28 protein-coding genes are annotated in these 26,916 nt (G+C 41.7%); 24 read left to right on the top strand and 4 right to left on the bottom strand.

The genetic code is table 11. From position 1 onward, the window contains the following. Window positions 1-7 precede the first annotated feature (7 nt). The 4 genes from ACUN24_RS20130 to ACUN24_RS20115 form a co-directional block, all read right to left on the bottom strand. Entirely contained in the window at window positions 8-1,159 is a 1,152-nt protein-coding gene (locus tag ACUN24_RS20130; RefSeq protein WP_445564126.1) for a DUF4249 domain-containing protein, read from the bottom strand. Continuing rightward, window positions 1,156-3,636: a TonB-dependent receptor plug domain-containing protein gene (locus tag ACUN24_RS20125; protein WP_445564125.1), complete on the bottom strand. Its 2,481-nt coding sequence runs from the start codon at window positions 3,634-3,636 to the stop codon at window positions 1,156-1,158. Before ACUN24_RS20125 ends, ACUN24_RS20130 begins: the two co-directional genes overlap by 4 nt. Before the next feature lies 1 nt (window position 3,637). After that, window positions 3,638-4,375 (bottom strand): hypothetical protein, encoded by a 738-nt coding sequence (locus ACUN24_RS20120; protein ID WP_445564124.1) that lies wholly within the window; start codon window positions 4,373-4,375, stop codon window positions 3,638-3,640. A gap of 774 nt (window positions 4,376-5,149) precedes the next feature. Further along, window positions 5,150-5,464, bottom strand: coding sequence for a hypothetical protein (locus tag ACUN24_RS20115; RefSeq protein ID WP_445564123.1), 315 nt, complete (start codon window positions 5,462-5,464; stop codon window positions 5,150-5,152). Window positions 5,465-6,722: 1,258 nt separating this feature from the next. On the opposite strand from ACUN24_RS20115, the gene ACUN24_RS20110 reads away from it, so the two are divergent. From ACUN24_RS20110 to ACUN24_RS19995, 24 genes are all read left to right on the top strand, one after another. Next, entirely contained in the window at window positions 6,723-7,133 is a 411-nt protein-coding gene (locus ACUN24_RS20110) for a plasmid mobilization protein (RefSeq protein WP_445564122.1), read from the top strand. Window positions 7,134-7,389: 256 nt separating this feature from the next. Beyond that, entirely contained in the window at window positions 7,390-8,517 is a 1,128-nt protein-coding gene (locus ACUN24_RS20105; protein ID WP_445564121.1) for a relaxase/mobilization nuclease domain-containing protein, read from the top strand. 19 nt (window positions 8,518-8,536) lie between these two features. Next, on the top strand, window positions 8,537-9,175 hold the full coding sequence (locus ACUN24_RS20100; RefSeq protein ID WP_445564120.1) for a ParA family protein: 639 nt from the start codon (window positions 8,537-8,539) through the stop codon (window positions 9,173-9,175). A 9-nt stretch (window positions 9,176-9,184) separates the two neighbouring features. Beyond that, complete coding sequence (locus ACUN24_RS20095) at window positions 9,185-9,541, top strand: hypothetical protein (RefSeq protein ID WP_445564119.1); 357 nt, start codon at window positions 9,185-9,187, stop codon at window positions 9,539-9,541. Next, window positions 9,538-9,855, top strand: a complete 318-nt coding sequence (locus ACUN24_RS20090) for a hypothetical protein (RefSeq protein WP_445564118.1) — start codon at window positions 9,538-9,540, stop codon at window positions 9,853-9,855. Before ACUN24_RS20095 ends, ACUN24_RS20090 begins: the two co-directional genes overlap by 4 nt. Window positions 9,856-9,857: 2 nt before the next feature. After that, a complete protein-coding gene (locus ACUN24_RS20085) occupies window positions 9,858-10,154 on the top strand; it encodes a DUF4134 family protein (RefSeq protein WP_445564117.1) in 297 nt (98 codons plus the stop codon). 68 nt (window positions 10,155-10,222) lie between these two features. Beyond that, window positions 10,223-10,531 (top strand): DUF4134 domain-containing protein, encoded by a 309-nt coding sequence (locus tag ACUN24_RS20080; RefSeq protein ID WP_445564116.1) that lies wholly within the window; start codon window positions 10,223-10,225, stop codon window positions 10,529-10,531. A 2-nt stretch (window positions 10,532-10,533) separates the two neighbouring features. Then, window positions 10,534-10,842, top strand: coding sequence for a plasmid transfer protein (locus ACUN24_RS20075; RefSeq protein ID WP_445564115.1), 309 nt, complete (start codon window positions 10,534-10,536; stop codon window positions 10,840-10,842). Next, window positions 10,820-13,285, top strand: a complete 2,466-nt coding sequence (locus tag ACUN24_RS20070; protein ID WP_445564114.1) for a TraG family conjugative transposon ATPase — start codon at window positions 10,820-10,822, stop codon at window positions 13,283-13,285. Before ACUN24_RS20075 ends, ACUN24_RS20070 begins: the two co-directional genes overlap by 23 nt. 12 nt (window positions 13,286-13,297) lie before the next feature. Then, on the top strand, window positions 13,298-13,960 hold the full coding sequence (locus tag ACUN24_RS20065) for a hypothetical protein (RefSeq protein ID WP_445564113.1): 663 nt from the start codon (window positions 13,298-13,300) through the stop codon (window positions 13,958-13,960). Further along, a complete protein-coding gene (locus ACUN24_RS20060; RefSeq protein WP_445564112.1) occupies window positions 13,957-14,622 on the top strand; it encodes a hypothetical protein in 666 nt (221 codons plus the stop codon). Before ACUN24_RS20065 ends, ACUN24_RS20060 begins: the two co-directional genes overlap by 4 nt. Beyond that, window positions 14,619-15,284, top strand: coding sequence for a hypothetical protein (locus ACUN24_RS20055; protein ID WP_445564111.1), 666 nt, complete (start codon window positions 14,619-14,621; stop codon window positions 15,282-15,284). The genes ACUN24_RS20060 and ACUN24_RS20055 overlap by 4 nt, the downstream gene beginning before the upstream one ends. An 11-nt stretch (window positions 15,285-15,295) precedes the next feature. Then, complete coding sequence (locus tag ACUN24_RS20050) at window positions 15,296-16,072, top strand: hypothetical protein (protein WP_445564110.1); 777 nt, start codon at window positions 15,296-15,298, stop codon at window positions 16,070-16,072. Window positions 16,073-16,084: 12 nt separating this feature from the next. Next, the gene (locus ACUN24_RS20045) at window positions 16,085-17,230 is read left to right on the top strand and encodes a plasmid transfer protein (RefSeq protein WP_445564109.1); all 1,146 of its coding nucleotides are present in this window, start codon (window positions 16,085-16,087) and stop codon (window positions 17,228-17,230) included. A 16-nt stretch (window positions 17,231-17,246) separates the two neighbouring features. Further along, complete coding sequence (traK, locus tag ACUN24_RS20040) at window positions 17,247-17,861, top strand: conjugative transposon protein TraK (RefSeq protein WP_445564108.1); 615 nt, start codon at window positions 17,247-17,249, stop codon at window positions 17,859-17,861. Continuing rightward, window positions 17,839-18,267, top strand: coding sequence for a hypothetical protein (locus ACUN24_RS20035; protein WP_445564107.1), 429 nt, complete (start codon window positions 17,839-17,841; stop codon window positions 18,265-18,267). The genes traK and ACUN24_RS20035 overlap by 23 nt, the downstream gene beginning before the upstream one ends. 10 nt (window positions 18,268-18,277) lie before the next feature. Next, window positions 18,278-19,474 carry a conjugative transposon protein TraM gene (gene traM, locus ACUN24_RS20030; RefSeq protein WP_445564106.1) on the top strand — a complete coding sequence of 399 codons (1,197 nt, stop codon included), beginning with the start codon at window positions 18,278-18,280 and terminating at the stop codon, window positions 19,472-19,474. A gap of 6 nt (window positions 19,475-19,480) precedes the next feature. Next, window positions 19,481-20,320: a conjugative transposon protein TraN gene (gene traN, locus ACUN24_RS20025; protein ID WP_445564105.1), complete on the top strand. Its 840-nt coding sequence runs from the start codon at window positions 19,481-19,483 to the stop codon at window positions 20,318-20,320. A gap of 10 nt (window positions 20,321-20,330) precedes the next feature. Continuing rightward, complete coding sequence (locus ACUN24_RS20020; RefSeq protein WP_445564104.1) at window positions 20,331-22,289, top strand: type IV secretory system conjugative DNA transfer family protein; 1,959 nt, start codon at window positions 20,331-20,333, stop codon at window positions 22,287-22,289. After that, window positions 22,261-22,785, top strand: coding sequence for a M23 family metallopeptidase (locus ACUN24_RS20015; protein ID WP_445564103.1), 525 nt, complete (start codon window positions 22,261-22,263; stop codon window positions 22,783-22,785). The genes ACUN24_RS20020 and ACUN24_RS20015 overlap by 29 nt, the downstream gene beginning before the upstream one ends. Before the next feature lie 56 nt (window positions 22,786-22,841). Further along, window positions 22,842-23,651, top strand: a complete 810-nt coding sequence (locus tag ACUN24_RS20010; protein ID WP_445564102.1) for a DUF4099 domain-containing protein — start codon at window positions 22,842-22,844, stop codon at window positions 23,649-23,651. A gap of 51 nt (window positions 23,652-23,702) precedes the next feature. Next, the gene (locus tag ACUN24_RS20005; RefSeq protein ID WP_445564101.1) at window positions 23,703-24,500 is read left to right on the top strand and encodes a hypothetical protein; all 798 of its coding nucleotides are present in this window, start codon (window positions 23,703-23,705) and stop codon (window positions 24,498-24,500) included. A gap of 94 nt (window positions 24,501-24,594) precedes the next feature. Then, complete coding sequence (locus tag ACUN24_RS20000) at window positions 24,595-25,356, top strand: hypothetical protein (protein WP_445564100.1); 762 nt, start codon at window positions 24,595-24,597, stop codon at window positions 25,354-25,356. A gap of 796 nt (window positions 25,357-26,152) precedes the next feature. Further along, complete coding sequence (locus tag ACUN24_RS19995) at window positions 26,153-26,722, top strand: UPF0758 domain-containing protein (protein ID WP_445564099.1); 570 nt, start codon at window positions 26,153-26,155, stop codon at window positions 26,720-26,722. The last annotated feature ends 194 nt before the right edge of the window (window positions 26,723-26,916 follow it).

The raw sequence follows: 26,916 nt of genomic DNA, 5'->3' as shown, positions 1-26,916 counted from the left end.
GCAAATATTAATTTGGCCAAAATGATGGTTTAATATTCGATCCCTTTAAACGACAATCTATACAGGCTGCTGTACTCATCGTATATCGATATAATATTGGCGCTGTAGTCCCGGGAGCAATCCAAGATTGTTCATTTACGATAACCTTATTGGCACGGATATAATTAATTAAGCTGTCCTTTGGAATAATTACTGATTCGCATGGTTGGACATAAACCCAATTTGAGCCGACGGATGGTTTATCGCTATCCTTAATAAACAATCTCTTTTGCACCATGCGGCCAGCACTGATCCAACCCATAACCTGTTCTTTTGGATCTGAGATACACGTAATGTTGCCTTTTAGTTCAGAGGGTTGGGGATCAAAGATGCCACCGATCTGCTCTGTGTTTTTCTTCAGATTCTCTAGGTACTCATAAGCTTCCTTTGAAAGCCCATATTGCTTCACAAGAATGCTGTATAAATAGGCTACTTTAATTGAATTGCCTGCTACAAAAGTCATTGGTGCATCAGTTATTTTATCTTGGGATAAACGTGCTGTAGAACCCAATAAGATATTTGATGAGCTCGAATTGGCCCAACAAAGTTGAATGTTTATATTTGGATCTCGCAACACAACTTCTGAATTTCTAAATTCATGGGTAGATACAAATGGTACCCTCACCTCCCAGGTTTCTTTATAATCCCAAGTGTAGTATTTTGTAGCATTGTTCGGATCATGGGTGTTGAGCAATATATTGAAGCCATTTTCGGTGGCCGAAAATCGGAGATCGTCAATTTCAGGTGTTGCCTTGCTGCTTAAAAAACCGGTCTCGTAGATCTTAGTATCAGAGAGAATAATTCTGAGCTTATATTTCTTTGTTAGGTTTAAACTTTGAGTGGATAAAGAGCACTCGCCAAGATCGTTAGTTGTACCTTTAGTTTCTATAGCATCTTCGCCCAATACCGAAACGATAGCATTTTTCTCTGGAGCTGATGACCTAGAATCTGATAGATCAACTGATCTAGCTACTTTAATAGTAGTGATGCCACCTATATCTATAAATCCCTCTACAACAAGTAGATCTTTATATTTGTTATCTATCTCGGGCTTGAAAGAATCTTTACAAGCAAAATTGAGTACGCAACATGCGAATATAATCAGTCTAAGTGCTTTCATTTGAAACGAATATTATAGTTTACAAAAGGAATTGCGGTTCCAAAAATCGAGAGTTGATAGCCATTGATGACCTTGTTTTCACTGACGAAGAAAGTTGAAAATGCGTTTTTTCGATTGGTTAAATTGTATACCCCAATGGTCCAAGAGTTATGTGTTAATTGCTTTACCTTGTGATTCCCCAAAATATTGAGTGAAATATCTGACCTGAAATAGTTTGGAATACGATATTGATTTCTTTCTGAATAGAGCAATCGCTGTCCACCATTAGAAAAATACTTCCCGACAGGAAGCGTAATTGGCCTGCCTGTGCTGTAGGTAACATTGAGGGAAACACTAAAACGTTGTGAAAATTGGTAATTGCCAATAAGCGTGGCATCATGAGGTTTGTCGTAATTAGCCGGATAAAACTTTCCTTGGTTAATCGAATTAGAACCCTGTACATCTTCGGTCTTCAGCATTATTCTTGAATAGGTGTAACTGACCCAACCGTTTAACCGGCCAACTGATTTCTTAAGGAGAAATTCGATCCCATAAGCCTTTCCCTTTGTAGGCAGCACATCCTGCTCTATTTTATGATTTAGAATTAGTTGAGCCCCACTTTTGTAATCCAAAAAATTGTTGATGTTTTTATAATATCCTTCAACAGATGCTTCAATGCGGTTCGACTTAAAATTCTTGTAAATACCTAAAGAAAATTGCTCGCCAGTTTGTGGTGCAATGTTCAGGTCACTTAATTTCCAGATATCAGTGGGAGACATAGAAGTAGTATTGGACATCATGTGGATGTACTGCCGTTGGGTATTATAACCCGCCTTAATAGATAAATTCTCATTCAATAAAAAAGTTGCGCCTAATCTATATTCTGGCCCGTGGTAGGTATTAAAGGCTTTTCCAGCCCCATACTCCTGTGTCGATTCGATATTCGCATCACTTTTACCGAGATTCTCGGCATAGATCTGCTGAGTTGATGGCCCTAAACTTGTGTATAAAGAATAGCGTAACCCCGTATTGAGCGTAATCGCTGGCGTAAGCTCATAACTTTGCTCGGCAAACACCGCATTTTCTATGCCCTGTTCCTTCGGCAAAAGATCAGCAACAACCAACGACTGCTCATTGTACGGCTGCAAAGAACCTGGCTTATTGTTGTATAATATGGAGTTGGTTCCAAATTCAATGTTCATCCGCCGATTAGGAGCATACTTGAAGTTTGTTGTGAACCGGGTTTGTTTAATGCTGAATGTTAACCGGTAATCGGTTTCTTCTTGATAGTTGCTGAAATTATCATAATGATATTCATCAAGCCCAGTCGTAATTTGGCTATAGAATTTCTCGTTGAAAATGTGCTTCCAACGCAATGATAAATTTCGGTTACTGTACTGAAAAGTGGTATCCGTTGCTAAACTTGACCTATCATTGCTTAAATATCCAGTAATGTAGAAACTGTTGTTTTTATTTTGCTGATGATTAATAGCAACATTCAAATCATAGAAACTGGCTTCAGCTCTCCTATATGCTGAGTTTTTGGGTAGTAATTTTGTAATCCAGTTAGAGTAGGTGGTTCTGCCACCGATAATAAAGGAAGTTTTATCCTTTAAAATTGGACCTTCGATATTTAATCTACTGGTTAGCAAACCTATGCCCGCAGTACCTTCGAATTTCTTTTTGTTGCCCTCCCTCACATTCATTTCCAACACTGAAGAGAGCCGACCGCCGTATTTGGCTGGAATACTGTTCTTAAATAGTTTAACATCTTGGATAATGTCTGGGCTAAATGCAGAAAAAAAGCCAAAAAAGTGGGTGGGGTTATAAATAGTGGCTTCATCGAAGAGAATCAGATTCTGATCTGTAGAACCTCCACGTACGTTAAATCCAGCACTAGATTCACCAACTGATTTTACACCTGGAAGCGTGAGTATTACCCTCAGCACGTCAACTTCACCGAAAACTGTAGGCACCTGCTTGATGGTCTTGATATCAAGCTTTTGAACTCCCATTTGCGTCCCCGTAACATTCGTAGATTTATCTCCAGTTATCACCACTTCATTTAGCGCTAATGACTTGGTGTTTGTTACAACAGGGTTTGGAACGGCAGGAGTAGAAAGATCTGCCCCCAAAAGGAGCTTAGGGTCTTTAGGCACATCGCCTACCTGAGAGGGCAGTGTAGTAACAATATTTACAGCCTTGGTTAAAAATACTGATTTCCCAAAAATAGCAAACTTAACATCAGTCCCCATAAAGGCCTTATCCAACACCTCTTCAACGGTGCCGCCCTTGATATCTATCGATAACGTAAATGAACTGAAATGGTTTTCATCATAATAAAGATGATAATGACTTTGCGCTTCTATCTGTTTTACCAGTTCGCTAATCGGCTGATTATGGAGCTTAATGTTGATTTTGTTGTTTAAGGTCTGTCCTTTCAACCACAATACTGAAAACAACATCCAAATGAGCAATAGAAGGCGTTTATATTTCATTTTACTTAGAAATTGAATCATGAAATCCTACTAGCATCAAAACAGATCGCTCAAAGTCTTTCCCGAAGTTTAATTTGTTAGCTTTAATGTATGCTTGATTTTTATCGTTGGTAGATTTGAGCAACCTTAGCAAGTCTTGCTTGCTGCTGATCTGTTGATAACTTGAATCTTTAAGCAAATAATAGCTGTCTTTCGGACTTATAAATTTCTCAATTTGCTCTTCTATCTTTTCGGTAATTTCTTTTTGTCTCTTAACTAGCAAGCAAATTTTACCCTTATAAAGTAAGTCATAGTAACCAGCTGAAATTCCCTTAAGTGAAGTTGCTGGTTTGAGATTGATAAATTGATGTTCATACAGCGTAAAGGAATTAACATATTCTCGTTGTAATACGACCCCCTCAATATGATCAGGTGCTAAAAGCAATAGTTCATCCTTTATAATGTCGTACTTCATACTTAACTCCGGGTAAAAAATGCCATCATAGGCTATTCCTCCCTTTGCATAATGATCACTTTGAAAAAAAGCATGTTTGTTGTCCTTAAATTTAGGATGGATATTATAGATCTTTCCTTTGAATATTGGCATTGTCGCTTCCTGATTATTGAAGAAGATTTTATGGGCCATTTCGGTTGTACTAGCCACAAAAAGACTATCAGTTATTGTTTGCGCACTAACTACGTTTAACTGAACTACAGTTAACAAAGAAAATACTAACATACGATGGGTAATCCAAGACATACATTTTCGATTTATGGTCGATTTCAGTTTGACTAAGCATTTCGAAATCGAATACAATATTTGGTTAGGTACTATAAAGTCGAAGTTCAAAACAATTCACTGAATTATTCAGTACAATTTGTTAAAACAATAGCAGTGATGTTCAAATCTCTCCACAAGAACTTCATTTTTAAAAGCTTTATTTATTAAACAGAAAATAGGGCTTGCTTGATAATTATGATTTCTTTCAAACTCAGCTGGCACTGGGGGCATTGCAAATAGAATAATAGCTTTCTATAAATATTTAGATAATAGATGGGTAAAAGTCGCTTCGTTACCGTTATCTCTGGAATAAATTAAATATAAATTGTAGAACCGCGAAAAATTACGCATAATATATACTTTGGAAGGTAGAATATTCCCTAAAGAACAGAAAACTAATTAAGGAATAAGATTACAAAGCCAGATAGAAATGTCTGGCTTTGTCTGTTTATGGTTCGTTATGCTGTTAGGCTATCTCTGTTTCCAATTTGTTTCATTACTAAAGGGTTTTTAGTAGCTTTTCAACCTCAGCATATTGTAGTGCGAATTTCCTGATCTTCCATCCCTGCCAATAATCAAATGCGGAGGAAATAGCTTGGTACCGATAGAATGAACCATGTATGGTGGGCGTCCGCTACAGTTTGATATTTGAATGTTACCTGCTTAAGGGATTTCTTTAATGGTCCAGCTTTGTTTGATGCAAGACTAACAAAAAGAATGTCCTTACGATCCTGATTAACTATTTTATTCACTTCAGGCATTTCGTGTACACAGGCAACACAGCTGATAAACCAGATTTTCATTACAAGGATTACCCTCCCTGGTATTTTGGTTGTCGTATTTGTGGCCTGCTAAATCTACAAATTCAAACTTTGGTGCGGGTTTGCCGACGAGCGAAAGTTGAAAAAGACTCTGACGGGCCTGGTCTATAAGATAATATTTTGGCGAGTTTTCAATAAGCACATTAATTTTGTACAGCTGATATGAGTTTTCATCTGTTTGGGTTTTCAAGCTTAAAGGTAAGTAACTGCCGGATAGTACTTCGTTCAGAAACGTTTGCTTATCCATCGATTTTTCTTGCGTGTCAAACGCACTAAAATCAGAGTCGGAGTTGACGTATTGCGTGATACACTTTGAGATCTGATCATTGCCCTGAAGAAGATCTGTGGACGGAATTACCGGGCTTAGGTCTTTGTTGCCGTTACATCCCAAAAAATAATAATCGACAGGGTATATAAAATGGGCTTGAAAGGTGTTGTTATATCATTGGGTTTTTTGAAGTTGATTATTTTCGTCAAGGGGGACTTTTGTAAAAGCCTTTTTGAAAGTCTACTTTCTTCAGCGATAGCGTCAGCGGAACCAAACATGCCTTTTTTTTATTTTAGCTTTCTTCATGAGTTTTCCATCGTGGGTATCCAAACTTATTTTGCCAACAATAAGACTGTCGTGATAAAGACTACCTGAGATGGTAGTCGGTTTTCTCTAAAGTGTTCCGTATCCACAGCAGGTGTAGGATCCGACTATTCAGGTATCTTAATATTGCGAGGCTAAAAGTGTTGAACAACCCTAAAATGTGCACCAGCCTAGTGCCAAATCGTACCTCTCGCGTTTCTTCGCGGTCCTCTCCATTTAAAAAATCCACTTTACGATCGAAGGTACTGGGGTCACTTGTAGACCATCCATCGGCCAATTCAGGCCATTTCAGGTCAAAAATTTCATCACTGTCAATTACTGGATACGTTTGGTCATTGAAACGGGATAACCTGTTTTGGGACTAACTGAATAACAATCTAAAAATTACCTGGATCCATGGTGCCCTCATCGAAGATGCGGTTCCAGATGATCAAGTAAAGGATCTTCTTTCAAAAGATAGTCTTTTATGCTAATGGGAATAGATAGGTGCCATGCACCTGTTCTTTGAAATTGTGGGATGAAGCATTATTCCGTGAGGAGCGGAAAATTCATGCGAAGTTGAGATCATTTCAATAAACGAAAGCGCAGAGGCAGGCGACGGCCAGGTCCGTATGGACTTACGTGAGTAATCCCGGTATACCGTATTGAAGACTTGTTTTTTTTGTTTTTAGTTTAGGTGGGAGGGGCCATTCGGCCCCTTTTTTTATGTCCTGGTTTTTAGTAAATAAAAGGAATGTCAATTTTACAGATGTAGGTTTTGCAGGAAAATCCTTAGTTTTTTTATACCCGCAAGATGTCTTTTTGTCGGACAATAATCCTGCGGATTATACCTCCAAAAAGAATCTTGCCCCAAAGCGGAGCATTTGGGGATGAGAAAACTCGCAACTCGTTTTCTCTTTTAGATGATATTGGAATGGCAGAAAAGATAAAACAGATTGGGCGGCCTCACCTCAAAAGTGGCAAGAGAAACAGAAAGATAAGTGTACGGTTTTCGGAGGAAGAATTTAGTTCTATTGTATCCCTTGAAAAACTTCTTGGGTTAAAAAGGACTGATATCATCAGAAAAAGGGTGCTTGAGGTTAACGTTCAGTTAATTTTTGACGGGCGATCGGTTTTAGGGAGTATTGATCAGATCGGGTTGGAACTTTCCAGAACAGGAAATAATATAAATCAGCTCGCCAGGTACGCCAATATATTGAACAAGCAGCGGGTGCTCTCGCCGGTAATCTTCACCAGGTATAGTAAAGAGCTTGATAAACATTCTATTCTTTTAAAAAATCTCAATATGGAAATCAGAAGAATGTTAAGGTTGATGGGCAGCTAAGGTGCTATGTAGTTAGGTGCATAACCGGTTATGCTGTTTTAGTGTTCTATTGTTACATTGTTATACAGTTGCGGAGCTCCATTGGTAGTTTGGTAACCGGTTTATAGGCTACATAGATTGCTGGTTTCGAATATAGCCCGAGAGCTGGAAATACCGCTAGCTGGTTACGGAGGCAACTGTAAAACAACGGAGCTGGTTATCTAGCTTTATTATAATCCCGTGATCTGCTGAGCAGGTTGCAAAGTGATTCAGCTATATGATCGTAAAGATACTCAGCTCTTCTGCGACTTTTGCGGGAGTAAGATATAACCACGAGAAGATGCGCTCTGGAAAGGGGGAGCTTTTAAAGGTCCGGAACTTCGGTAGCCTAATGGGACTGGACAAAATTGGGCCAAAGGATTTTATCAATTATCTGAAAGCTGTATCTGTGGTAAACAAAAGGGTAAGTAAACCGCAGTTCCATGCGGTGATCTCTGCTAAGGGTAAAATGACATCGAAAGAAGAACTTTTGGATACTGCCGAAGAGTGGATGGCGAAAATGGGTTATGGTGAAAATCCATATCTGGTAATTTTTCACAATGACACGGAAAACAACCATGTACATATCGTTTCGACCAGGATCGATAAGAATGGGAGGAAAATCTCTTCGGCCTTTGAAAAACTCCGGGCAGTCAGGGCACTTTCTAATGTAGTGAAGCGGGAGCAAGCTGATATAGCAAAGCTTGATAAGTTGCTTAAATACCGTTTCACTACTGTTGCACAGGTGCGAACCCTTTTGGAAAGAATGGGATTTGAGGTCCGTTTTGAAAAGGAAAACATGGAAGTGTCCCGGTCCGGGAAATTGATTTCCACCTTAAAGATCTCAGCTATTGAATCTTTATGCCAGGATCAGGGCAGGGATAAAAATGGGTACAGACAGCTGAAGGCTATCTTTTCAAAAATCCTGACCGAACGCTTATCAAACCCTGATCTTCTTTCTCCAAAAACCGATATCAGATCAGAATTGCAAGGATTTTCAAGGATGGTCAAAAAGAAAACAGGAGCTGAACTGGTCTTTCACAGTAAGGATAGTGAAGTTCCTTACGGATATACCATTATTGACCATTCCCGTAAAACGGTTATGAAAGGTTCCGAGGTGATGCATTTTCGTGATATTATCGCGCTGTTGAATGTTGATCGTCAAAATGATGTAAAGCCTCGGGACTATAGGATATCCTATGCAGATCCCAGTATTGAAGTGAATTACATTATTTCTGAATTGGAGGGGGCGGGGTTATATGAAGAGCCTGTCAGGACGTTTGATCTCCAGGAGGATATCGATGATGAAGCTATTCTTGGTCGCAACCGTCAGCGCAAGGGTAAGGCCCGTACAAATACCCGTTAATTTTTAAACCTTTTTTATTATGCTAATTATTATTGGAAACCAGAAGGGAGGGGCGGGGAAAAGTACGCTCACCCTTTTATTGGCCAACTTTTTAACGCTGGTCAAAAAACGGAAGGTGACCGTGATCGATATGGACTATCAGCAGTCACTTGCCCAGAAATACGAAAAGGCCAAGCTGGCTGAAACGCCCGGGCATTATGAGATCATTGCCGCTGGACTGGAACATTTTCCTTCCATGTATACCGTGCTCAGCCAGAGCAGGGAACACATTGTGATCATTGACCTGCCTGGGAAACTGGATGATGACGGGCTTATTCCGGTTTTCAGTTCAGCCGATCTGGTACTATGCCCGTTCTCTTATGATGAGTTCAGCTTCGATTCAACCGTTCTATTTTCAGTCGTGCTGAAAAAGATCAACCCATCGGGACACCTGGTCTTTATCCCGAACCGCGTCAAAGGAAATGTCAGGTATGATACGGCAGCGGAAGTGGAGGAGCAGCTTTCAAAATTCGGAAAAATTACTGCTCCGATATCAGACCGTGTGGATTTCCAGCGGACCGATACCGCTCAAACGCCTTTATCCCTTTTTCCGGTGATTATCCCTGTATTTGATCAGATCTATGCTGATCACATCGAAACCACCGCACCTGTACCTTAAAAGCAATTTATGAAAGCAGAGATCAAAACCCTGGCCGATGAGATCAGAAAGAGCATCAGGCCGCCAGAAATTGGACCTACCAATAAGGATCCCGTTACGCATGGAAAAAGCGCCGGCAGACCAAATCAAGTAGGTGTTAATGAGCCGGACATCATCGCCTTGATCAGGGATTTTGATTGTTCCGGCAACACCCATATGCTGCATCCCAGGCTGAACAATAGAATAGTGCAGCTGCTCAACAGGCTAAAGCTGGCCTCAGGCCTTGATATGAACCGGGTAATAGCCTTTGCCCTAAACAGGCTTTTTGAGCAGCATCCCGAGATCAAAAAGTTTATTAAAACATCTTTAGAAAATTTTGAACTATGAGCTGGATACAATTCCTGTCCTGGATGCTGTGCATCTATGCATTTTATTATTCAGGGCTAATCGCTTTCGATCTGTCAAGAAACAGGAGGCAGATCGATGCGGAAAATGCAAACGAAACCACTGTGGTTATTGATCTTCCCGAACCTGAAAAAGTGTCACTCAAGGAGATCGAAGATGAAGAGATTGATTATTTCCTGGATGATGGGGAACTAGAGGAGCCTCCGATCATATTTTCTGGAGGGGTTTCCATAAAAGAGCTTTTTGCCCTTGCGCGTTCCGAGTCTATCGAGTACACTTCTTCGGTATCCTTCTAACAATGGAAGTCAAAATTTTGATGTTCGTGGTCATCTGTATGTTGACCTGTACAGCGGCCTTCGCCCAGCCTGGAATCGCAGAAATGGGAGAAGCAAGGAGTTTTATCAGGGAGTCATTTTTTTCCATGAGGGACTTGTCATTTGTATTGGCCGCACTTATTTCCGTTATTGGCGCAGTCCATGTATACCATAAAATGCAGATGGGCAAAGATGTGAGTGCGGATATCCCGGCATGGTTTTTTTCTGCGCTGTTTATCATCGTCATCCATATCGTGCTGGTGCATGTCTTCGGACTCTGAGCCGCCGTATTGCTAACCGCTGATGGCGGTTTTTTTATTTCTTATCAATTTATCTAAATCCCAATCAAATGAAAAATATCAAAAATTTAAGGTTTATCATTTTTTTATACCTGTGTACAATTAATGGATACGTTATAGCACAAAGTGGGGTAAACGGACTGAACACCGCTACCAGTACGCTTAAGACCTATATAGATCCGGCAACCAATATTGCGTTGGTGATCGGTGGACTGGTCGGTATAGTCGGCGGTATCCGGGTGTATTCCAAATGGAACAGTGGAGATCAGGACATCAACAAGGAGTTAATGGGCTGGGGAGGTTCCTGTCTCTTTCTGGTACTCTCGTCCCTTATTGTTAAAGCTTTCTTTGGGTTATAGTTATGGAAGGTTTTTTTCCGGTCTACAGGGGCCTACAGCGGCCATTGACTTATAAAGGCTTTAAAGGACGTTTTATTTATTGGGGAGTAGGTATCCTGCTGCTTTCGTTGGTTACAGGTGCGCTGACCATGGCGCTCATCAATATGTATTTAGGCGCGGTGATTATGCTTATGATGATCATTGGTGGTTTGTTTTATATCGGTAAATGCCAAAAGAGGGGATTGCACAATAAGACCCGTTCCAATGGGATCTTTCTTCAGACCAACCATCTTTCAAAAATCAATCTTTATGGTAAGACAAAAAGAATTTAGGATACCCTATCTGGGCATTGATATAGATCCGGAATTGGATATTTTATATGGGCTGAACGGTGAATTCTCTGTGCTGATCGATATTACCAATCCGGTGCTCAGGTTCGGAGGTGATCATGGAGCTTATGATAATTTTCATGAGCTTTTCGTTAACCTGTCCAGGGTTATTGGCGAAGGCCATATCATTCAGAAGCAGGATATAATCTACAAGGCTGAATGCCAGTACAAGGTTGCTGATGAATACCTACAGGATAGTTATAACAGGCATTTTGAGGGCAGACCGTATGTAAAACTCCTGACGGTGCTCACCATTACCAGGCAGGTAAAAAATAGGGCATTTTTTGTGCACGATAAAAAGTCGCTTGCTGAGTTTAAGGTAACTGTTGCCAAGGTTATTGGGCTGCTGGGCAATTCGGGAATGGAACCAAGGGTACTGAGGGAAAGAGAGATCAACCTGTTTATCATGAGGGTGATGTCCATGCAGTTTGGCGAGGAAAGCGTTTCACTGGACAATTATCATCCCACGGATACCGAAGTAAATATTGGAACCCGTTGTTTCCGTTCCATACCGCTGATCAATATCGACCAGGTCGATCTTCCTGCCATGCTTCCAACATCGGTAAAGCTATCGGACAAAGAAAGTCTTAAGGGATTTCCTACTGATATGCTTTCGTTTCTTTTTAAAGTACCCGACTGTTCCTCCGTTCTGTATAACCAGATTCTTGAAATACCTTCACAGACCATGATGGTCAGGCAGATGGAACTTAAGCGGAAAAGGCATAGTGGAATACCCGATCCTGCAAATAATCTGTGTGTGGAGGATATCTCTCTATTGCTGGATGATGTGGCCAGGGATGGCAGGTTACTGGTCAATGCGCATTTTAATATCATTGTATGTGCTGAAAAATCATTAGTCAACAGGGCTTATAATTATATTGAAAGCGCACTGTTCCGGACCGGGATCATCCCGAGCAGGAATGCCTATAACCAGCTGGAATTATTCAGGACGGCGTTACCTGGTAATGCTGCCGAACTCAGGAAGTATGACTGGTTTCTAACCACTGCCGAAGCTGCCATATGTCTTTTGTTAAAAGAAAGCCTTCCCAGGGATGAAAAGTCAGGATTTCTCGTCCGTTTTACGGACAGGTCTGGGATCCCGATCGCTATTGATCTTGCGGATCTGCCGATGTCTTCCGGAAGGATCACAAACCGGAATAAATTCGTTCTTGGTCCGTCTGGTACCGGTAAGTCCTTTTTCATGAATTCCCTGTGCGAACAGTATCTGCTATACAATGTGGATACCGTCATCATCGATACAGGTCATTCCTATTCAGGGCTGTGCCGGTATGCCGACGGCAGGTATATCACTTATAGCGATAACAGTCCCATAACGATGAATCCTTTTACGATTAGCGAAGAAGAGTACAATATTGAAAAGAAGGAATTTATACTGGTTCTGGCCCTCGTCTGTCTAAAAGGACCGGAAGGCGATGCGAGCCAGCTGGAAAGGGATGTGATCTCTGAAGTGATTACTTCTTACTATGCAAAATGGTTTTCGATGGGAGAATCTTCAGGGATCAAAAAACTCAAATTTGATTCTTTCTATGCTTATGCAATGGAAAAGATCCCAATGATCATGAAGGAGGATAATGTTCCTTTTGATTTTGAAGGTTTCCGTTTTATCATGCGCAAATTTTGTACTGGTGGGGAATTTGGCACCATACTTAATGAAGATGCGGATAAGTCCTTGCTGAATGAGCGGCTAATCGTATTTGAAATTGACAGCATTAAAGAGCATGCTTTGCTTTTCGCGATCGTTACGCTGAATATAATGGACATTTTCATCCAGAAAATGCGCTACAGGAATTTTCAGCGGAAATCATTGGTCATCGAGGAAGCATGGAAAGCGATTTCGTCACCCCTAATGGTAGGTTTCCTGATCTATGTCGATAAAACGGTCAGGAAATTCTGGGGCGAATTGATACTGGTGACCCAGGATCTCGCGGACGTGATCGGTAATGCAGTGGTAAAAGATACCATTATAAGCAGTTCGGATACTGTCATCCTGCTCGATCAGGCCAAATTCCGCGACAATTACAATGAAATAGCGGCGATGCTCTCTATTTCAAAGACTGAAAGGAACAAGATTTTCAGCACCAATCAACTGGATAACCGCGATGGCAGGAGCCCCTTTAAGGAAGTGTATATCAGAAGGGGAGACGTTGGAGAGGTTTATGGGGTAGAGGTTTCACTTCAGCAGTACCTGACCTATACCACGGAAAAACCTGAAAAGCTGGCTGTGGAAAGTTATCTGGCAAGGGCTGGTTCTTACCCTAAGGCACTCGAAGCCTTTATTGGTGATCTTAAAAGTTCCGGACTTTCCCTTGGTGATTTCGTTAAACAGGTCAATTCGGGCGCGTCTGGATCATTAACTGACTCTTAAAAACTTAAAATCATGAAAGTACTTCTAATTATTTTTTGTGCTTTGTTATGCGGGAGCATAAATGCACAGACTCTTTATGTGGATCCGGTTACTTCAGCCGCCATTGCGGGCCATTCGGGAATTATCAACAGGCAGTTAAACCGTACCAATGACAATTTAAGCCTGATCTCAAAGGGACAGCTGTTGGTAACCGGACAGCTTGTTGTGGTGAACGATATGCAGGACAGGATATATCGGGGACTTACAGAAGTATCGGCGATACTCAACAACCTGATGTCCGTTAAGGAGATAACCGATATCGGGCTTGATATTGTCAAGGATGTGGAAAAGGCTGTTGAGCTTGGAAAGGCTAATCCAGTGCTGCTGTTGTTTGCCGAGCAGAATGCGCGTGAATTCAGGTTAAGGGCGGTCAGGCTAGGTTCTGAGGTCGGCACTTTTGTCCTCAAGGGGGGAAGGGATAACCTGATGGATGCCGGGGAACGCTCGAAATTGCTGAATCATATTGCATCTGAAATGCGTATCCTCCGGGGGACTTCTTATGGGATGCACCGGGCGATGTACTGGGCAAAGATGCGGGGGATTTTCGCTTCGCTCAATCCCTGGTCTGACTGGGTCAATATGGATGTGCGCATCGCAAACGATATTTTATCGGGCGCAAAATACTTAAAGAGATGAGGGTGCTGGTTCTACTTTTGGCTTTTGTTCTGTGTTTGCACACAGCGCGGGCCCAGCAAAAAGCGCTCAACATTCCGGCAATCCATCAGCTTGTTTCGGATTCCAAAAGTGAGCATGAACGGCAGTCGGAGGCGAGGGACAGGCAGGCGGTCAATACGGTTAACGAACAGGCGAACAGAACCTTGCTGGCAAAGTTTAAAAACAGTTTCCGGGAATTGCAGTCTCGTTTCGGTATTGTCGGTACCGTAATTGATGTGCTGGACATCGGAACCCAGGCAGTGCCAATGGTCAGCCAGATCACGCAGGACCAACATAGGTTATATGAACTGACGGGGAAAAGTCCTTACCTGTTGCCGTTGGTACTCCAGAGTGAGATTGACCTGTTGGAGAGATCCCGTGACCTGGTCTATTATCTGGCTGGGCTTACCGCCAGTCTTGGTGCGGTGAACCAGATGAAAGCTTCGGACAGGAGGATATTGTTTGACCATGTGCTCACCGAGCTGTCCGCCTTGAGGAACCTGTCCGCCGCGCTGGTTCGGAGCCTTGAATACGGAAGCCTTTCGGCTATGATCAAAAATGCCAATCCATTTTCGCAGTATATAGCTATTGACCGGGCAATCATAAAGGATATTCTTGAAAACGCCAAATACCTGAAAAAATGAAAGTAATATTTTATGTGATGGTTTTTTGCATGTGTCCGTTTTTGCTCTTGGCGCAACGGGTAGTTTTTGATGCCAGGCACCTCGCTATTGTAAATGAAAATGCCCTTGTTCGAAATGCAGCAGAGATCAGCCATCACGAACTGCTGGGCAAGATCAATAAGTCCTTGGGCAATATCAATATAAATACTTCCAGTATTGCTCTGGCCCAGAGCATGATCTATTCGTCACTGTCCAATGTGAATTCAGCGCTGAAGAATGGACTGGCATTGCGTGATATGTATGCGATATGCGAAGAGATTATCGGTTATGGCAGGGAAATGGGGAAGCTTGGGATAAGTGAACCCTATCTGGTGCTCTTTAGTGAGCAGATTATCAGGGACATTTCAAAAAGGAGTACGCAGTTGATGACCGAGATCTCTGGTTTTGTGCTCAAAGAGGGGCAGAATATTCTGATGGATTATAACAGCAGGGATGAATTGATTGCAGGTATCAGGGCTGATCTTCAGATCATACGCGGCTTGGCTTACGGCGCATGGAAAGCAATGTATTGGGCAAAGGTCGGGGGAGTGGTCAAGATGCTCAACCCATTTCAAGGCTTTATCAACCGTGATGTACAGATCGTATCCGACATTATTACAAAAACCAGGTATTTAAAAAAATAATATTAAAGCTTATGAAGAATTTATTTATAGTCTGGATGCTGCTGACTACGGTTATATCAGCCCAGGCGCAAAAACAGATCAGGGATGAAAGTATTGCCAACCAGCAGGAACGCATGGTATTTAAACAGTGGGACAGAAAAAAGTTTACGCCCACTTCCGGCTTTTTTGGCCTTAATCCGTATTACTGGTTGACCTGGGGGCTTCACCCCAACTATCCCAAAACGGATTTACGTCCATTGGGGCCGGTAGGCCCACAGAATCAGCGCCTCGTTTCGGTAACGGGAATGCGGCAGACAGATAAGGATTATGAACTGCAGTCTGATACCCTGGCGCAGACTTCGTTTTTACAGATTGCGGGAATGTCCGGAATGCTTTCCGCGACAGATCCACTCTGGATACTTTATTATTCCCGCCAGCTAAAAGGGGTAACGGATTTTGATCCTGGAAAGTTGCTTGCAGCTGTTCCACAGATGGCAAGAGCGCAGATCGTTGTTAATGGTAGCCTGGACTGGTACACCCGCGAAATCGCTATCCTTTCAGAAAGGCTCGAAGCAGCCCGGACAACAATACTGGAAAGAGGGAAGAGGATTTTATCTTATCACCGGCTGCTCGCAGAATACCGAAGGATATCGTCAATATGGAACGATAAGGTGATTGCAGCTGCTCGCGGACCGGCCCGGGTAAAGGTCCAGGAGAACCTGACCAGTCAGGAAATAAAGATAAATGGCTGGACACCGGAATCAGATGTCAGGACGGCAAAAGAAATCCTTAACAAACGAAAATTTTAAACCAAAAAGGGAATGAAAAAGATTTTATTGTTGTGCATGGTGATGCTGACCACTGGTTTAACATTTGGGCAGACCACCGATTATCGCAGGTCCTTTGAGTTTCTGCAGGGAAACAGCGTGTATGAAGAAGGCATGATGACCATTTTAAAGGGATTAAAGGACTCAGTATGGGAACATTCGGAGTCGTTTATTGGCGATGCCAAGGCATTGGCTGCGATTTTTATGATTATGTTTTTTGCCATTAAATCCTATGAAATGATAGCCGGGGATAAAAAGTTGGAAATTATGCCGCTTTTAAGGCCTTTTGGTTTGGTCATGATCATACTGTGGTGGGGAGCATTTGTCAAGATGGTTGCCTTTCCGACTGATCTCGTGGCCGCCCGGACTGAAACATTTTTCAATAGCGAGCAGGCCAACGTCAATACGCTGAGGCTCATTCGCGCAGATTACATGCAGAAGGTAGCAAATTCACTTTATAGTTTTCAAGCAGAGACCGAAATGGCGGAAAAGGAGTCGGATACCTGGATGGGCAAGGCATGGGATTCTGTGACCGGCACGATAAACGAAGGAATGTCAACGGTGGTCAGTCCTGTTATAGAACTGAAGAACCGCCTGAAGATCGGCATGCAGTTGTTGCTTACCCAATTACTGGAGTTGCTGGGAATATGGATACTCAGGATTGCAACCTACGTGATTTTTATGATCCAGATTATCTATTCCACCATTCTGATCATTTTAGGGCCCTTTGCCGTAGCTGCCAGTATACTGCCGGCTTTCCGCGATTCCTTAAGCACCTGGATAGCACGCTTTGTATCAGTCAATCTTTATCTGGGCATTGCCTATCTGATTATGTACCTGGTGGCGCTGCTACAGAAATATGCCATGACTACTGAGATCAGCAGGTATAAAGAACTTATCGGTGAAAACGGAGAAGCTGCCAATCTGGAGAAAATGGCCTGGTTTGCAGGCAACGGTATCCTTTCCTTTGGGACAGTAATCGTGAGCTTTCTGATTGGTGCGATCTGTATGTTTACTGTGCCAAGTATATCTACCTGGATTATCTCTACATCCGGGATCAGTTCGGCTGCATCTAATTTTGGCCGTGGATCGCAGACCATTATCGGTATGGCCAAAAAGGCTACCGGTAAATTCTTTTAAACCATAATCCAACAACATGATCATTAAAAATATTGAGTCCAAGATACGTTTGGCTACCATCGTTTCTATTGGCAGTCTGGTCTGTGCCTTTCTGATCTGTATTTCGACTGGTTTTTTTGCCTATAAGCAGATTGAGATTGCCAGGCGCAGTATTTACATTTTTGAAAACAATGTTCCGGTATTGGCCCGACAGACTGATGAACAACTGATACGGCCTGCAGTTTACCGCGGACATGTGGAGCTTTTCCATTCGCTTTTCTTTTCCCTTACACCGGACGATCGGTATATCGACTATCAGATGAAAAAAGCGATGTACCTGATCGATGAATCGGGGATGCAGCAATACCTGAACCTAAAGGAAAAAGGATATTTCAGCTCTATTCTTTCCAGCAGTTCGGTGCTGACCCTTCAAACTGATTCGATCTACATCGATGTCAAAAAGAAATACTTCCGCTATTATGGAAAGCAGCGTATCGAGCGCAGAAGTTCTATTGTTACCCGTTCGATGGTTACTGAAGGTTATTTAAGGGATATACCAAAAAGCGATAATAACTTATACGGCGTACTGATCCTATCCTGGAAAACCCTTGAAAATAAAGATATCGAAAATGTTCAGAAAAATCCGATCTAACAGCGCTCCTTACAGGACAGTTCCTGTAGCGCTCTATCATGAATTCCGGCCTTATCTGGTGCTGTTGCGCAGACGGATGGTGCGGCTGTTAAAGGCATATCCAAAGCAGGTATTTAAGCTGATGGTTACAATCGTCGCTTTTTCCTTGCTGTTTTCATTTGGCTTATTTCCCTTGCAGGATAAAAAAGAAGTAAAGGAGCTTCCTTTCAGCAAAAAGGAAAAAAGCACTAAACAGTCATATGCCATTGACGATGGGTTGTCCAGGATCGGCACCACAGGCACAAAACTTAAAAAAACGCTGGAGATCAGAAAGCAGGTAGACTCCGTATTGGACAAAGGAGCACTTAGCAATGCTGATTCCGTTTTTCTGGAAGCTAAACTAGAGGAGCTCAGAATGCTCCATTAACCATATTGTTATGAAAATAGATTTTAAAAATCCACGGTATGTTTTTCCAATTATTGCCATTCCTTTTCTGTGTCTTTTCTTTTTCGTATACCGCGAGAGCCTGTCAAAAAACCGGACGGTTAGGACAGAAAAGGATATGAATGGTAACCTTGCTGAAATATCGGACCGGGTCCGTGAACGCGGACTTTCCGATAAGCTGGAAGCCTATAAAAACAGTTATAAGGAATCTGATGGTTATTCGGCAATCAAAACCGTAAGCGATGATAAGCTGCCACAGGCGACGATGGCAAGTTCATATTCTGAGTTGGAGAAACAGAGGTTGGATTCTATAGAAGAATCCATCAAAAGTCAGGCTTACCTGTCCACGCAGCAGAGCAGAAAAACTTTTACTCCTTCACCTCCGAGGAGAACTGAAAACGGTAGCAGTATAAGGCGGGAGGACGGTGAAATGGCAAAGGCCCTGGCAATCCTGGCCGAGGCAAGGAGCAAGGAGAGGCCACCATCTGGAAGTACAACAAAAGAAACTGACCCCATGGATCTGTTTAAAAAACAGATGGCCTATTTGGATAGTGTGCAAAAGGTCAATGATCCTTCCTATACCAACATCCAAAAGGAAAAGATGAAAAAGGATGAAGAACTCATCAGGGAAGAGAAGATTCTTCCGGTTTCCAGGAATGCTGCCGTTAAATCCGATTTTAATACCCTTCTGGCGGATGAAAGCAGAGAAATGATCACCGCAATAATAGATGAAGATATTACGGGGTACGCAGGGTCAAGGATCAGGCTTAGGTTGCTTGAAGACATTTATGCGGGAAAGTTGAAATTAACCAAAGGAACAGACATGTATGCCAGGATCAGTGGATTTTCCGACCAGCGGGTTCAGCTAGCGGTTAGCTCTGTTCTTTGTGCAGGTAAAATTTTGCCTATCAAACTTTTAGTCTATGACATGGACGGGCTTCCTGGGTTATATGTCCCTGGGTCTGCTTTTAGGGAGTTTTCTAAGGGCTTTGGCTCAAGCCCTGTCCAGGGATTTAATACGATGGGAAGTGCACAGGGCCAGAACGAATTTGTGATGAGCACTGTTGACCGGCTGTTCCAGTCATCCTCTGCTGCCATTGCCAATATGGTCAGGAAAAACAGGGCAAAATTAAAATATAACAATCAAGTGTTCCTTGTTGATCCCCAGGATCTTCAGGACCAAAAATAAAACGATATGAAAAATATAATTTTAACAGCCATTTTAGTTCTTAATATGGCAGGAAACCTTTTTGCGCAAGTTTCAGTCAATACAGTTGGATCTTCTTCAGAGATTCCAAAGATTTTTATCAAAAGATCTCTTACCGTCCACTTTCTTGCTCCGGAAAAGATAACATATGTCGATATTCCAAATGGACTCGTTGGCGATCTGCCGGATAAAAATCTGCTGAGGGTTAAAATTCCTGATTCGGCCAAAATCAAAGAGGCGTTTATAGGCGTACTTACTATCCTTGGAGAAAAACGGATCAAACAGTATGGGGTTATCTACGATGACAGACCGGAAACTGCATTCAGTTCCCTCATTGATATAGGCATCGGCGGGATGAGGACTATTGAACCGAAAGTTTCAATGGTATCAAGTACTGAACTTGATAGTATTTCCAGGGCGATATTGAAACATGGACCATTAAAGACAGAGGTAAGGAAAAGGAAAAATGGAATCCGTGCGATGTTAAATGGCATTAGTACAATTGGAGAATATATTCTTCTGGATGTCGGTTTCGACAATACAACCCATATCCCTTATGAGATAGATGGTTTAAGGTTTCGTATTGAAGATCAAAAACAACATAAGGCAACCACGGTACAGTCATTGGAGATCCTTCCAGTATCAAGGCTACAAAACATCCAGGTCTTTGAAAAAAGTTATAGGAATATTTTTGTGCTGCGCAGGCTGACTTTCCCAGATCATAAACTGCTCAAAGTAGAACTTTCCGAAAAGCAGATCTCGGGACGTTCCATTTCTTTTAATATCCGCTATTCCGACATTCTTAAAGCTAAAAAGATTATCATCTAAAAGAGGTACTATGGAAGAGACGAGGGAAATCCAGAAACTCCACGGTTTTCTGCAGTGCCTGATCTACTTTGCAATTGTGTTGGAGATAAGTGTATTTGTTTATTTGGGTGCGCCATTTTGGGGCATCTTTAATATAGGGCTGTTAAAGATCAAAACAATCATTATATACAGAGAACTGATCAATAGCAAGCTTTCTGTGCTGCTATTGATCTGCCTGGTCAGCATCGGGACATTGTCAAAAAAGCAGTTGGACTTTGACCCAAAGACTAAAGTTGTTTATCCTTTGACCCTTGGACTCCTCCTTTATTTCGGTAGCCTGTTTTTTTATGGAAAACCCGGCAGGCTTTTGTTTGCTTACACTACGACAATGGATCTGACCTACATGGTGTTTTCCCTTGTCGGAGCTATACTGATCAGTATTTCTATGGACAATGTTTCCAAGATCATCAGGTCGGGACTGGGCAAGGATAAATGGAATGTTGAGGCCGAAAGTTTCATGCAGCAGGTCAAAAAAATAGAAAATCCTTACTCGGTAAATATACCGATGCTTTTCTATTATAAACGTAAAGTGCGGAAGGGCTGGGTAAATATTGTAAATCCCTTCCGTGCAACAATTTTAATCGGAACCCCGGGATCCGGAAAATCTTTTTCGGTCGTAAATCCATATATCAGACAACTGATATCGAAATCGTTTGCGGTCTGTTTATACGATTTTAAGTTTCCTGATCTTGGAAAGATAGCTTATCACCAGTTTTTGAAGGCAAAGAAAAAAAACTTACTGAAGGATTTTACTTTTCATGTGATCAACTTGACCGATGTTGAAAGGAGCAGGAGGATAAATCCGTTCCGGTGCGATTATATTACGATGCTGGCAGATGCTTCAGAGACGGCGGAAGGAACCGTGGAAGCGCTTAAAAAAGGAGATAGGGCTAGTGGGAGCGATGCTTTTTTTACGCAGTCAGCTATCAATTTTCTGGCTTCCTGTATCTATTTTATGAGCAGGTATGAAAAGGGTAAATATTCCAGTCTTCCACATGTAATGGCTTTGTTAAACCGTTCTTATGAAGAGATTTTTTCTGTACTGTTTACCAACCCAGAGCTAGTATCACTGCTATCGCCTTTCAAATCTGCATTCGCTGCAAAGGCCTTTGATCAATTAGAAGGGCAGATTGGAACACTGAAAATATTCATGAGCCGCATGGCTACGAAGGAAACATTCTGGGTATTTTCAGGGGATGATTTTAACCTGAAAATTTCTGACCCATCATCGCCGGGGATATTGGTGCTGGCGAATGATCCCAATACGCAGAACATCAATTCTGCATGTTATTCGGTTGTAATTAACCGACTTACCAGGCTGATCAATTCAAAGGGAAATCTTCCGTCAGCCCTAATACTGGATGAAGTTCCAACACTTTTCGTTCACCGGATTGAGAACCTCGTTGCAACTGCAAGGTCCAACAAGGTGGCGGTTTTAATGGGGTTACAGGAATTGCCCCAGTTCAAACAGCAATACGGAAAAGATACGGCGACTACCATCATTTCCGTAGTGGGCAATGTGCTGTCCGGTTCTGCGAGGAACAAGGAAACGCTAGACTGGCTGGAAAGGATCTTTGGTAAATCAAAACAGATCGGTGAAAGTATTTCCATTGATAGGAGTAAGGTTTCCAAATCGATCAGTGAAAAGCTTGAAGTACTGATTCCTGCAGGTAAGATCACCACGCTCGGTGCAGGAGAGCTGGTGGGTTTACTTGCAACGGATGCAGATGATAAGTATACAGGTGAGTATGAAACCTCAGCTATAAACTGCAAGATAAACCTGGATTTAAAAGAAATTAAAAAGGAGGAAGAAGGATATGTTGAACTACCTAAATTTTACGACTTTGGTGGAAAGAAGGAAGAAATCCTCACACGGAATTTTTTACGGATTAATCAGGAAATTGAATTATTGGTTGCTGGCTTCATGTAGTGCTTTATTGATCAGTATTAACGGATATGGTGCTGTCCAGGATACTGTTTCTTCTAAAAACTGGTACGCGATGCTTCCGCTTAAAGGATTTAAACTGAATTCTCATTATGGGATAAGGGTTCATCCGGTTACTGGAGAACGGTATTCTTTTCATAAGGGGATAGACATAGCAGGTAAAAACCAGGTTGTTGTTTCTTTGCTGCCAGGAATAATTGATAAAATTGGCTATACGTCCATAATGGGCAATTATGTTGCCATAAGGTACGGTGGCTATACCGTCTATTATGCCCACTTATCGAAAATATATTGTTCTGTTGCCCAGGTTGTTGCTACGGGGTATCCCATAGGGTTTACCGGATCAACGGGCAGGACAACGGGTGAACACCTGCACATATCTGTGCTTCGCGGCGGGCTGAGCGTTAATCCGCTTTATTTTCTTATGATAATTCTATCAATTTCAGGCGAAGAACTCAAGCACTATTTACATGGCGGATGAGCAAAATTACACATTGTCCCCATTAGGTTTTAATCCAAATTTTTAAATGAATCAATATGCAGACTGCAAACTTGAATGCGCGGGATCTTCCGGTTGAAGATTTGCGCGACCTCGGACTGTTTAGGGAAGGAGAGATTAGACTTCCCAAAAAAGATATAGATGCGCTATTGGCCGGGATGCGGACAGGGCTTATAAGGCTAAATGATATCAATCATTGGGACATTGAAATAAAGGAGATGAGTGTAAAGCTCTCCCTGGCCAAAAGTGCAGATGGAAAAGCTGAACTGTTGGTGCACCCTGTTTACAAACAGAGTAATCTTCCTTCTATTATTTCCCGCGGGGAAGGAGATGACCTGCTGACCGGCCTGAAGGCAAACCTTATTAAAGAAACTACTGAGAAGGGGCAACAAAAGAAATTTATGGTGGAATATGATTGGGACACGCGTGAATTTATTGTTACTGACACGTCCAGGCTGAGGGTGCCAGAAATGATTAATGGTATGCCACTCACCCCTTATCAGAAAGAACGTTTTGGTAGCGGAAGACAGATTGAAATGCCTGATGGGACTACCTTTCAGGCCAGTAGTACTACTCCGGATGGAATCCGTTCCAATAGGTTGGCGCTTGTCGTCTCTCTTCTGATGGACGGTGGAATATCCTATCTCCTGTTAACAGGGCTAAAAGCTATGGTTGGAGATAGGGGGCTTTTGCCCCAGAAAGATGAGCGGAATGAAAACTATCATAAAGCGCTTCAGGCAGCGGGAGCACATAAGTCTACGGTTAAGGACGCTGAAGTAAAAAACTCAGCCATATCCAATAATAACGAATATTCGCGTGGATACGGCAGATCAGGGATGTCGAGATAATCCTGTTCAAAAAAAATAATCAAATGAATGTTAACCTTAATTTTTCAAATTATGAATGAGAATAATTTAGAGTACTTACAGAGTACATTAAAGTACTTAGGCTTTGGAGATTCCCTGAACGCAGATTTAAAGGAGTCAATTGCACATAGCCCGGAAGGCTTTAAAATCCAGTCTCCCACTAAGGAGATGTCAGATCCGGCTAAAAGATATGAGCAGGGATTTGGAGACAAGATTTCATACTTACTTAGTTTTTCAAAAAGTAAGGAAACTGACATGTATTTTTTTAATAGTTATGAGGCTACATTGAAAAAAGCAGATACGAAGGATTTTATTTCGCAGACCTTTTATGTTAATAAAGGGAAAGGGGTTACCGCCAAAGAAAGTTATAACCTGCTGTCAGGCCGTGCTGTAAACAAGGATGTCGTACTTAAAAGTGGAGAAAAAGCCAATCTTTGGCTTAAGCTGGATTTCTCCGAACACACTCCAGGGAAAGGCTATGCTGTGAATTCTTATAGCGAAAATTACGGTTTTAACCTTAAGCAAACAGTAGATAAATTTAATATACTGGATATGGAGAAGCCTGGTTTTAGGGATCAGTTACTTAAAAGTCTTGAACGTGGAAATCTTCATGAGGTATCGTTTATGAAGAATGGAAAAGAAGCAGCCGGTTTTGTTGCTGCTAACCCACAGTTTAAAACGCTGGACTTTTATGATAAAGATTTAAGCCAGGTTTATAGTAAAGCGGTAGATTTAAGAGAAGCTTTTGCGAAAGCGACGCAATCAAATGAAATAAAAGAAGCTGTGGTGGAGGAGGCTTCGGTGGAAGCAAAAAAGGGGAGAGGTAGATAATTTGAATTACCTACCATTGAACACTGATAGGGGACTTAGGTCCCCCATCAATTTCATTTGTAAAATAATTAATTTTTAAATAAATCTGCGGGTTATGATAGAAGATAACTTAGGCCCCCTTTATGATTGTCTTAAATATTTAGGATTTGGAACATTCTTAAATACACAGTTAAGGGAGTGCATTGAAAATAGGCTTTCTGAATTCAAATTGAAATTAAGTATGAATGTTCAGGCAGAATATGGGGATAATAGGCCGGAATTTGCAGATGCAGTTCATTACGAACTATACTTTCTGAAAAATAAGGAAGGGCAGAGATACCTGTTAGATAGGTATCGTGCTACACTTATGCCGGACAATGTGGTTAGTTTGATCAGTCATGTATTTCCTGTAAAAAATGGTCTGGGGATAACAGGGAAAGAAAGTTTTAATCTGCTTTCCGGTCGTGCGGTCAATAAGCTTGTTGTGTTCAAAAATAACGAAAGAGAAAGGGTCTGGTTAAAGTTAGACCTCACAGAATGGGATCCGGACAAAGGTTTTAATGTTAAATATTATGGTGGTAAACATGGTTTCAATCTTGTCAATGTAATTGATAAGTTTGCAATCCTTGGCATTGAAACTGCCGGATCAATGGATCAGTTTCTAAGAAGTCTCGAACAGGGTAATCTTCATGCCGTATCTTTCGTTAAAAGCGGCAAAGAGGTAAATGGTTTTGTAACAGCTAACCCACATTTTAAAACTATTGATTTTTATGACAGGAACTTAAGTCAGATTAATCGTAAAGCAATAAACCGACCTGAGCCTTTAATAAAGGAAAAGTACATTGAAATGGAAGAGAAAAAAGGACTTGGCAGATAGTTGGTGAGCACGTTTCCAAGGAAAGGGGGCTTTGGCCCCCTGTTCAGGCATGCCCTAGATTTTTTAGCAAATGGAAAAATGAACATTAACTCATCATGGGAAAAGATAATGGAAATGCAAGCGTAAAAAACTAACCCCGGAAGAGGCAGTACTATAAAATAGTGAAGTTTAACCTAGTAAGCTTAAAATTTTCTTTAAACTGATGTTTATTTTTAAAGTAGGTCAGTTTTATTCTTAAGGTGAATGGAAAGTACACGTTTTGAAATCCGGTAAATCAAAGAACGACCATCTTGTCATTGTGGACTATAAGTATTTTGCCATTCTCAAGCTCAAGCCAGCCATAATCAAAGCAAAATTTATATATGCCTTTCGATGTAATGAGAATCCTGGTCTGAAACTCAAAATTGAAACCGTTGTCCCTTAACAAGAATTCGCTGACAACCTTTGGTTCCCTGTTTTCACCATACTGTGCCTTTAATATTTTATGGTTGTTCTGCAGGATGTCTATTATTTTATTTAAGAAAAGGGGTGCATTCCATTTTTCGGTCTTTAACTGATCACGCCGAGCCCTGTTGCGGCACTGGTCGCTGCAAAAGATTTTATCGCTTCTTCCCTCGAATGTATTGCCGCAGTATTTGTAACTGCAGAGCCGTTGGGTTTCTCTGAGTTGTTGCATCTCGAATAATTATCAGGGTTTTTCTATCCGTTTTTTATCCGATTGGATCGGATACGCTAATATACAACCGATTAGCTTGGAATCAAATTACCAATTTTGTCTAAATTTAAAATGATGAACATGGAAAATATTAATCTTGCAACCGAAAACTTTTCGTCCGGGAAGAAAAATTACTTCCTTGATTTTAAAAGAGCGGTAAATGATAACCGGTATCTGTGCATTACCAGAAGCGATCAGCAAAAAAATGGTAACTATAAACGTTCAAGTGTTGTGGTCTTTGAGGAAGATTTTCATTTTCTTATTTCCGCAATGTCGTCCCTGTTCCATTCAGCGGCATACCTGCATCAAGATAATTATGGTATCGCGGATATGGCCTGTATTAAGAGAGCCAGTTGCCATCGCGGGATTAAATCATGGGATGTAGCGCTAAGGCCCAGGGAAAAATTTGTTTCACTCGGAGCGGAACTGATGAGTGATGCGGAGCTAGTGGCGATGCTGATCGGTTCTGGGCGAATAGACGTGAGCGCGGTGGATATAGCGAAAAATATTTTAAAAGCGGTTGGGGGCAGGCTTGATTTGTTGGGCGGTCTGAATCATAAAACGCTTACCAGATTTAAGGGGATTGGCCTTGCAAAGTCCAGTGCTATTCTGGCTGCACTTGAACTGGGAAGGAGGATGTGCGCGGTTTAGTTGCTAATATTGACAATTGGAATTAGTGCCTATACTGTAAACAATAGCTGTTTGATATATTCTTGAGCTACCAGGCAGTATAAGGTGCCGGGTGAGGAGAAGAAACAAGGGGTGCAGAACGGGGATCTATTATAGAGGAAAATGCTGCCGGATTGTGCATAAATAAAATGTTTCTCGTTCCAGTGACTTACCTG

The organism is Pedobacter sp. WC2501, assembly GCF_052682415.1.
This window is presented reverse-complemented; position numbering and strand designations above follow the sequence as displayed.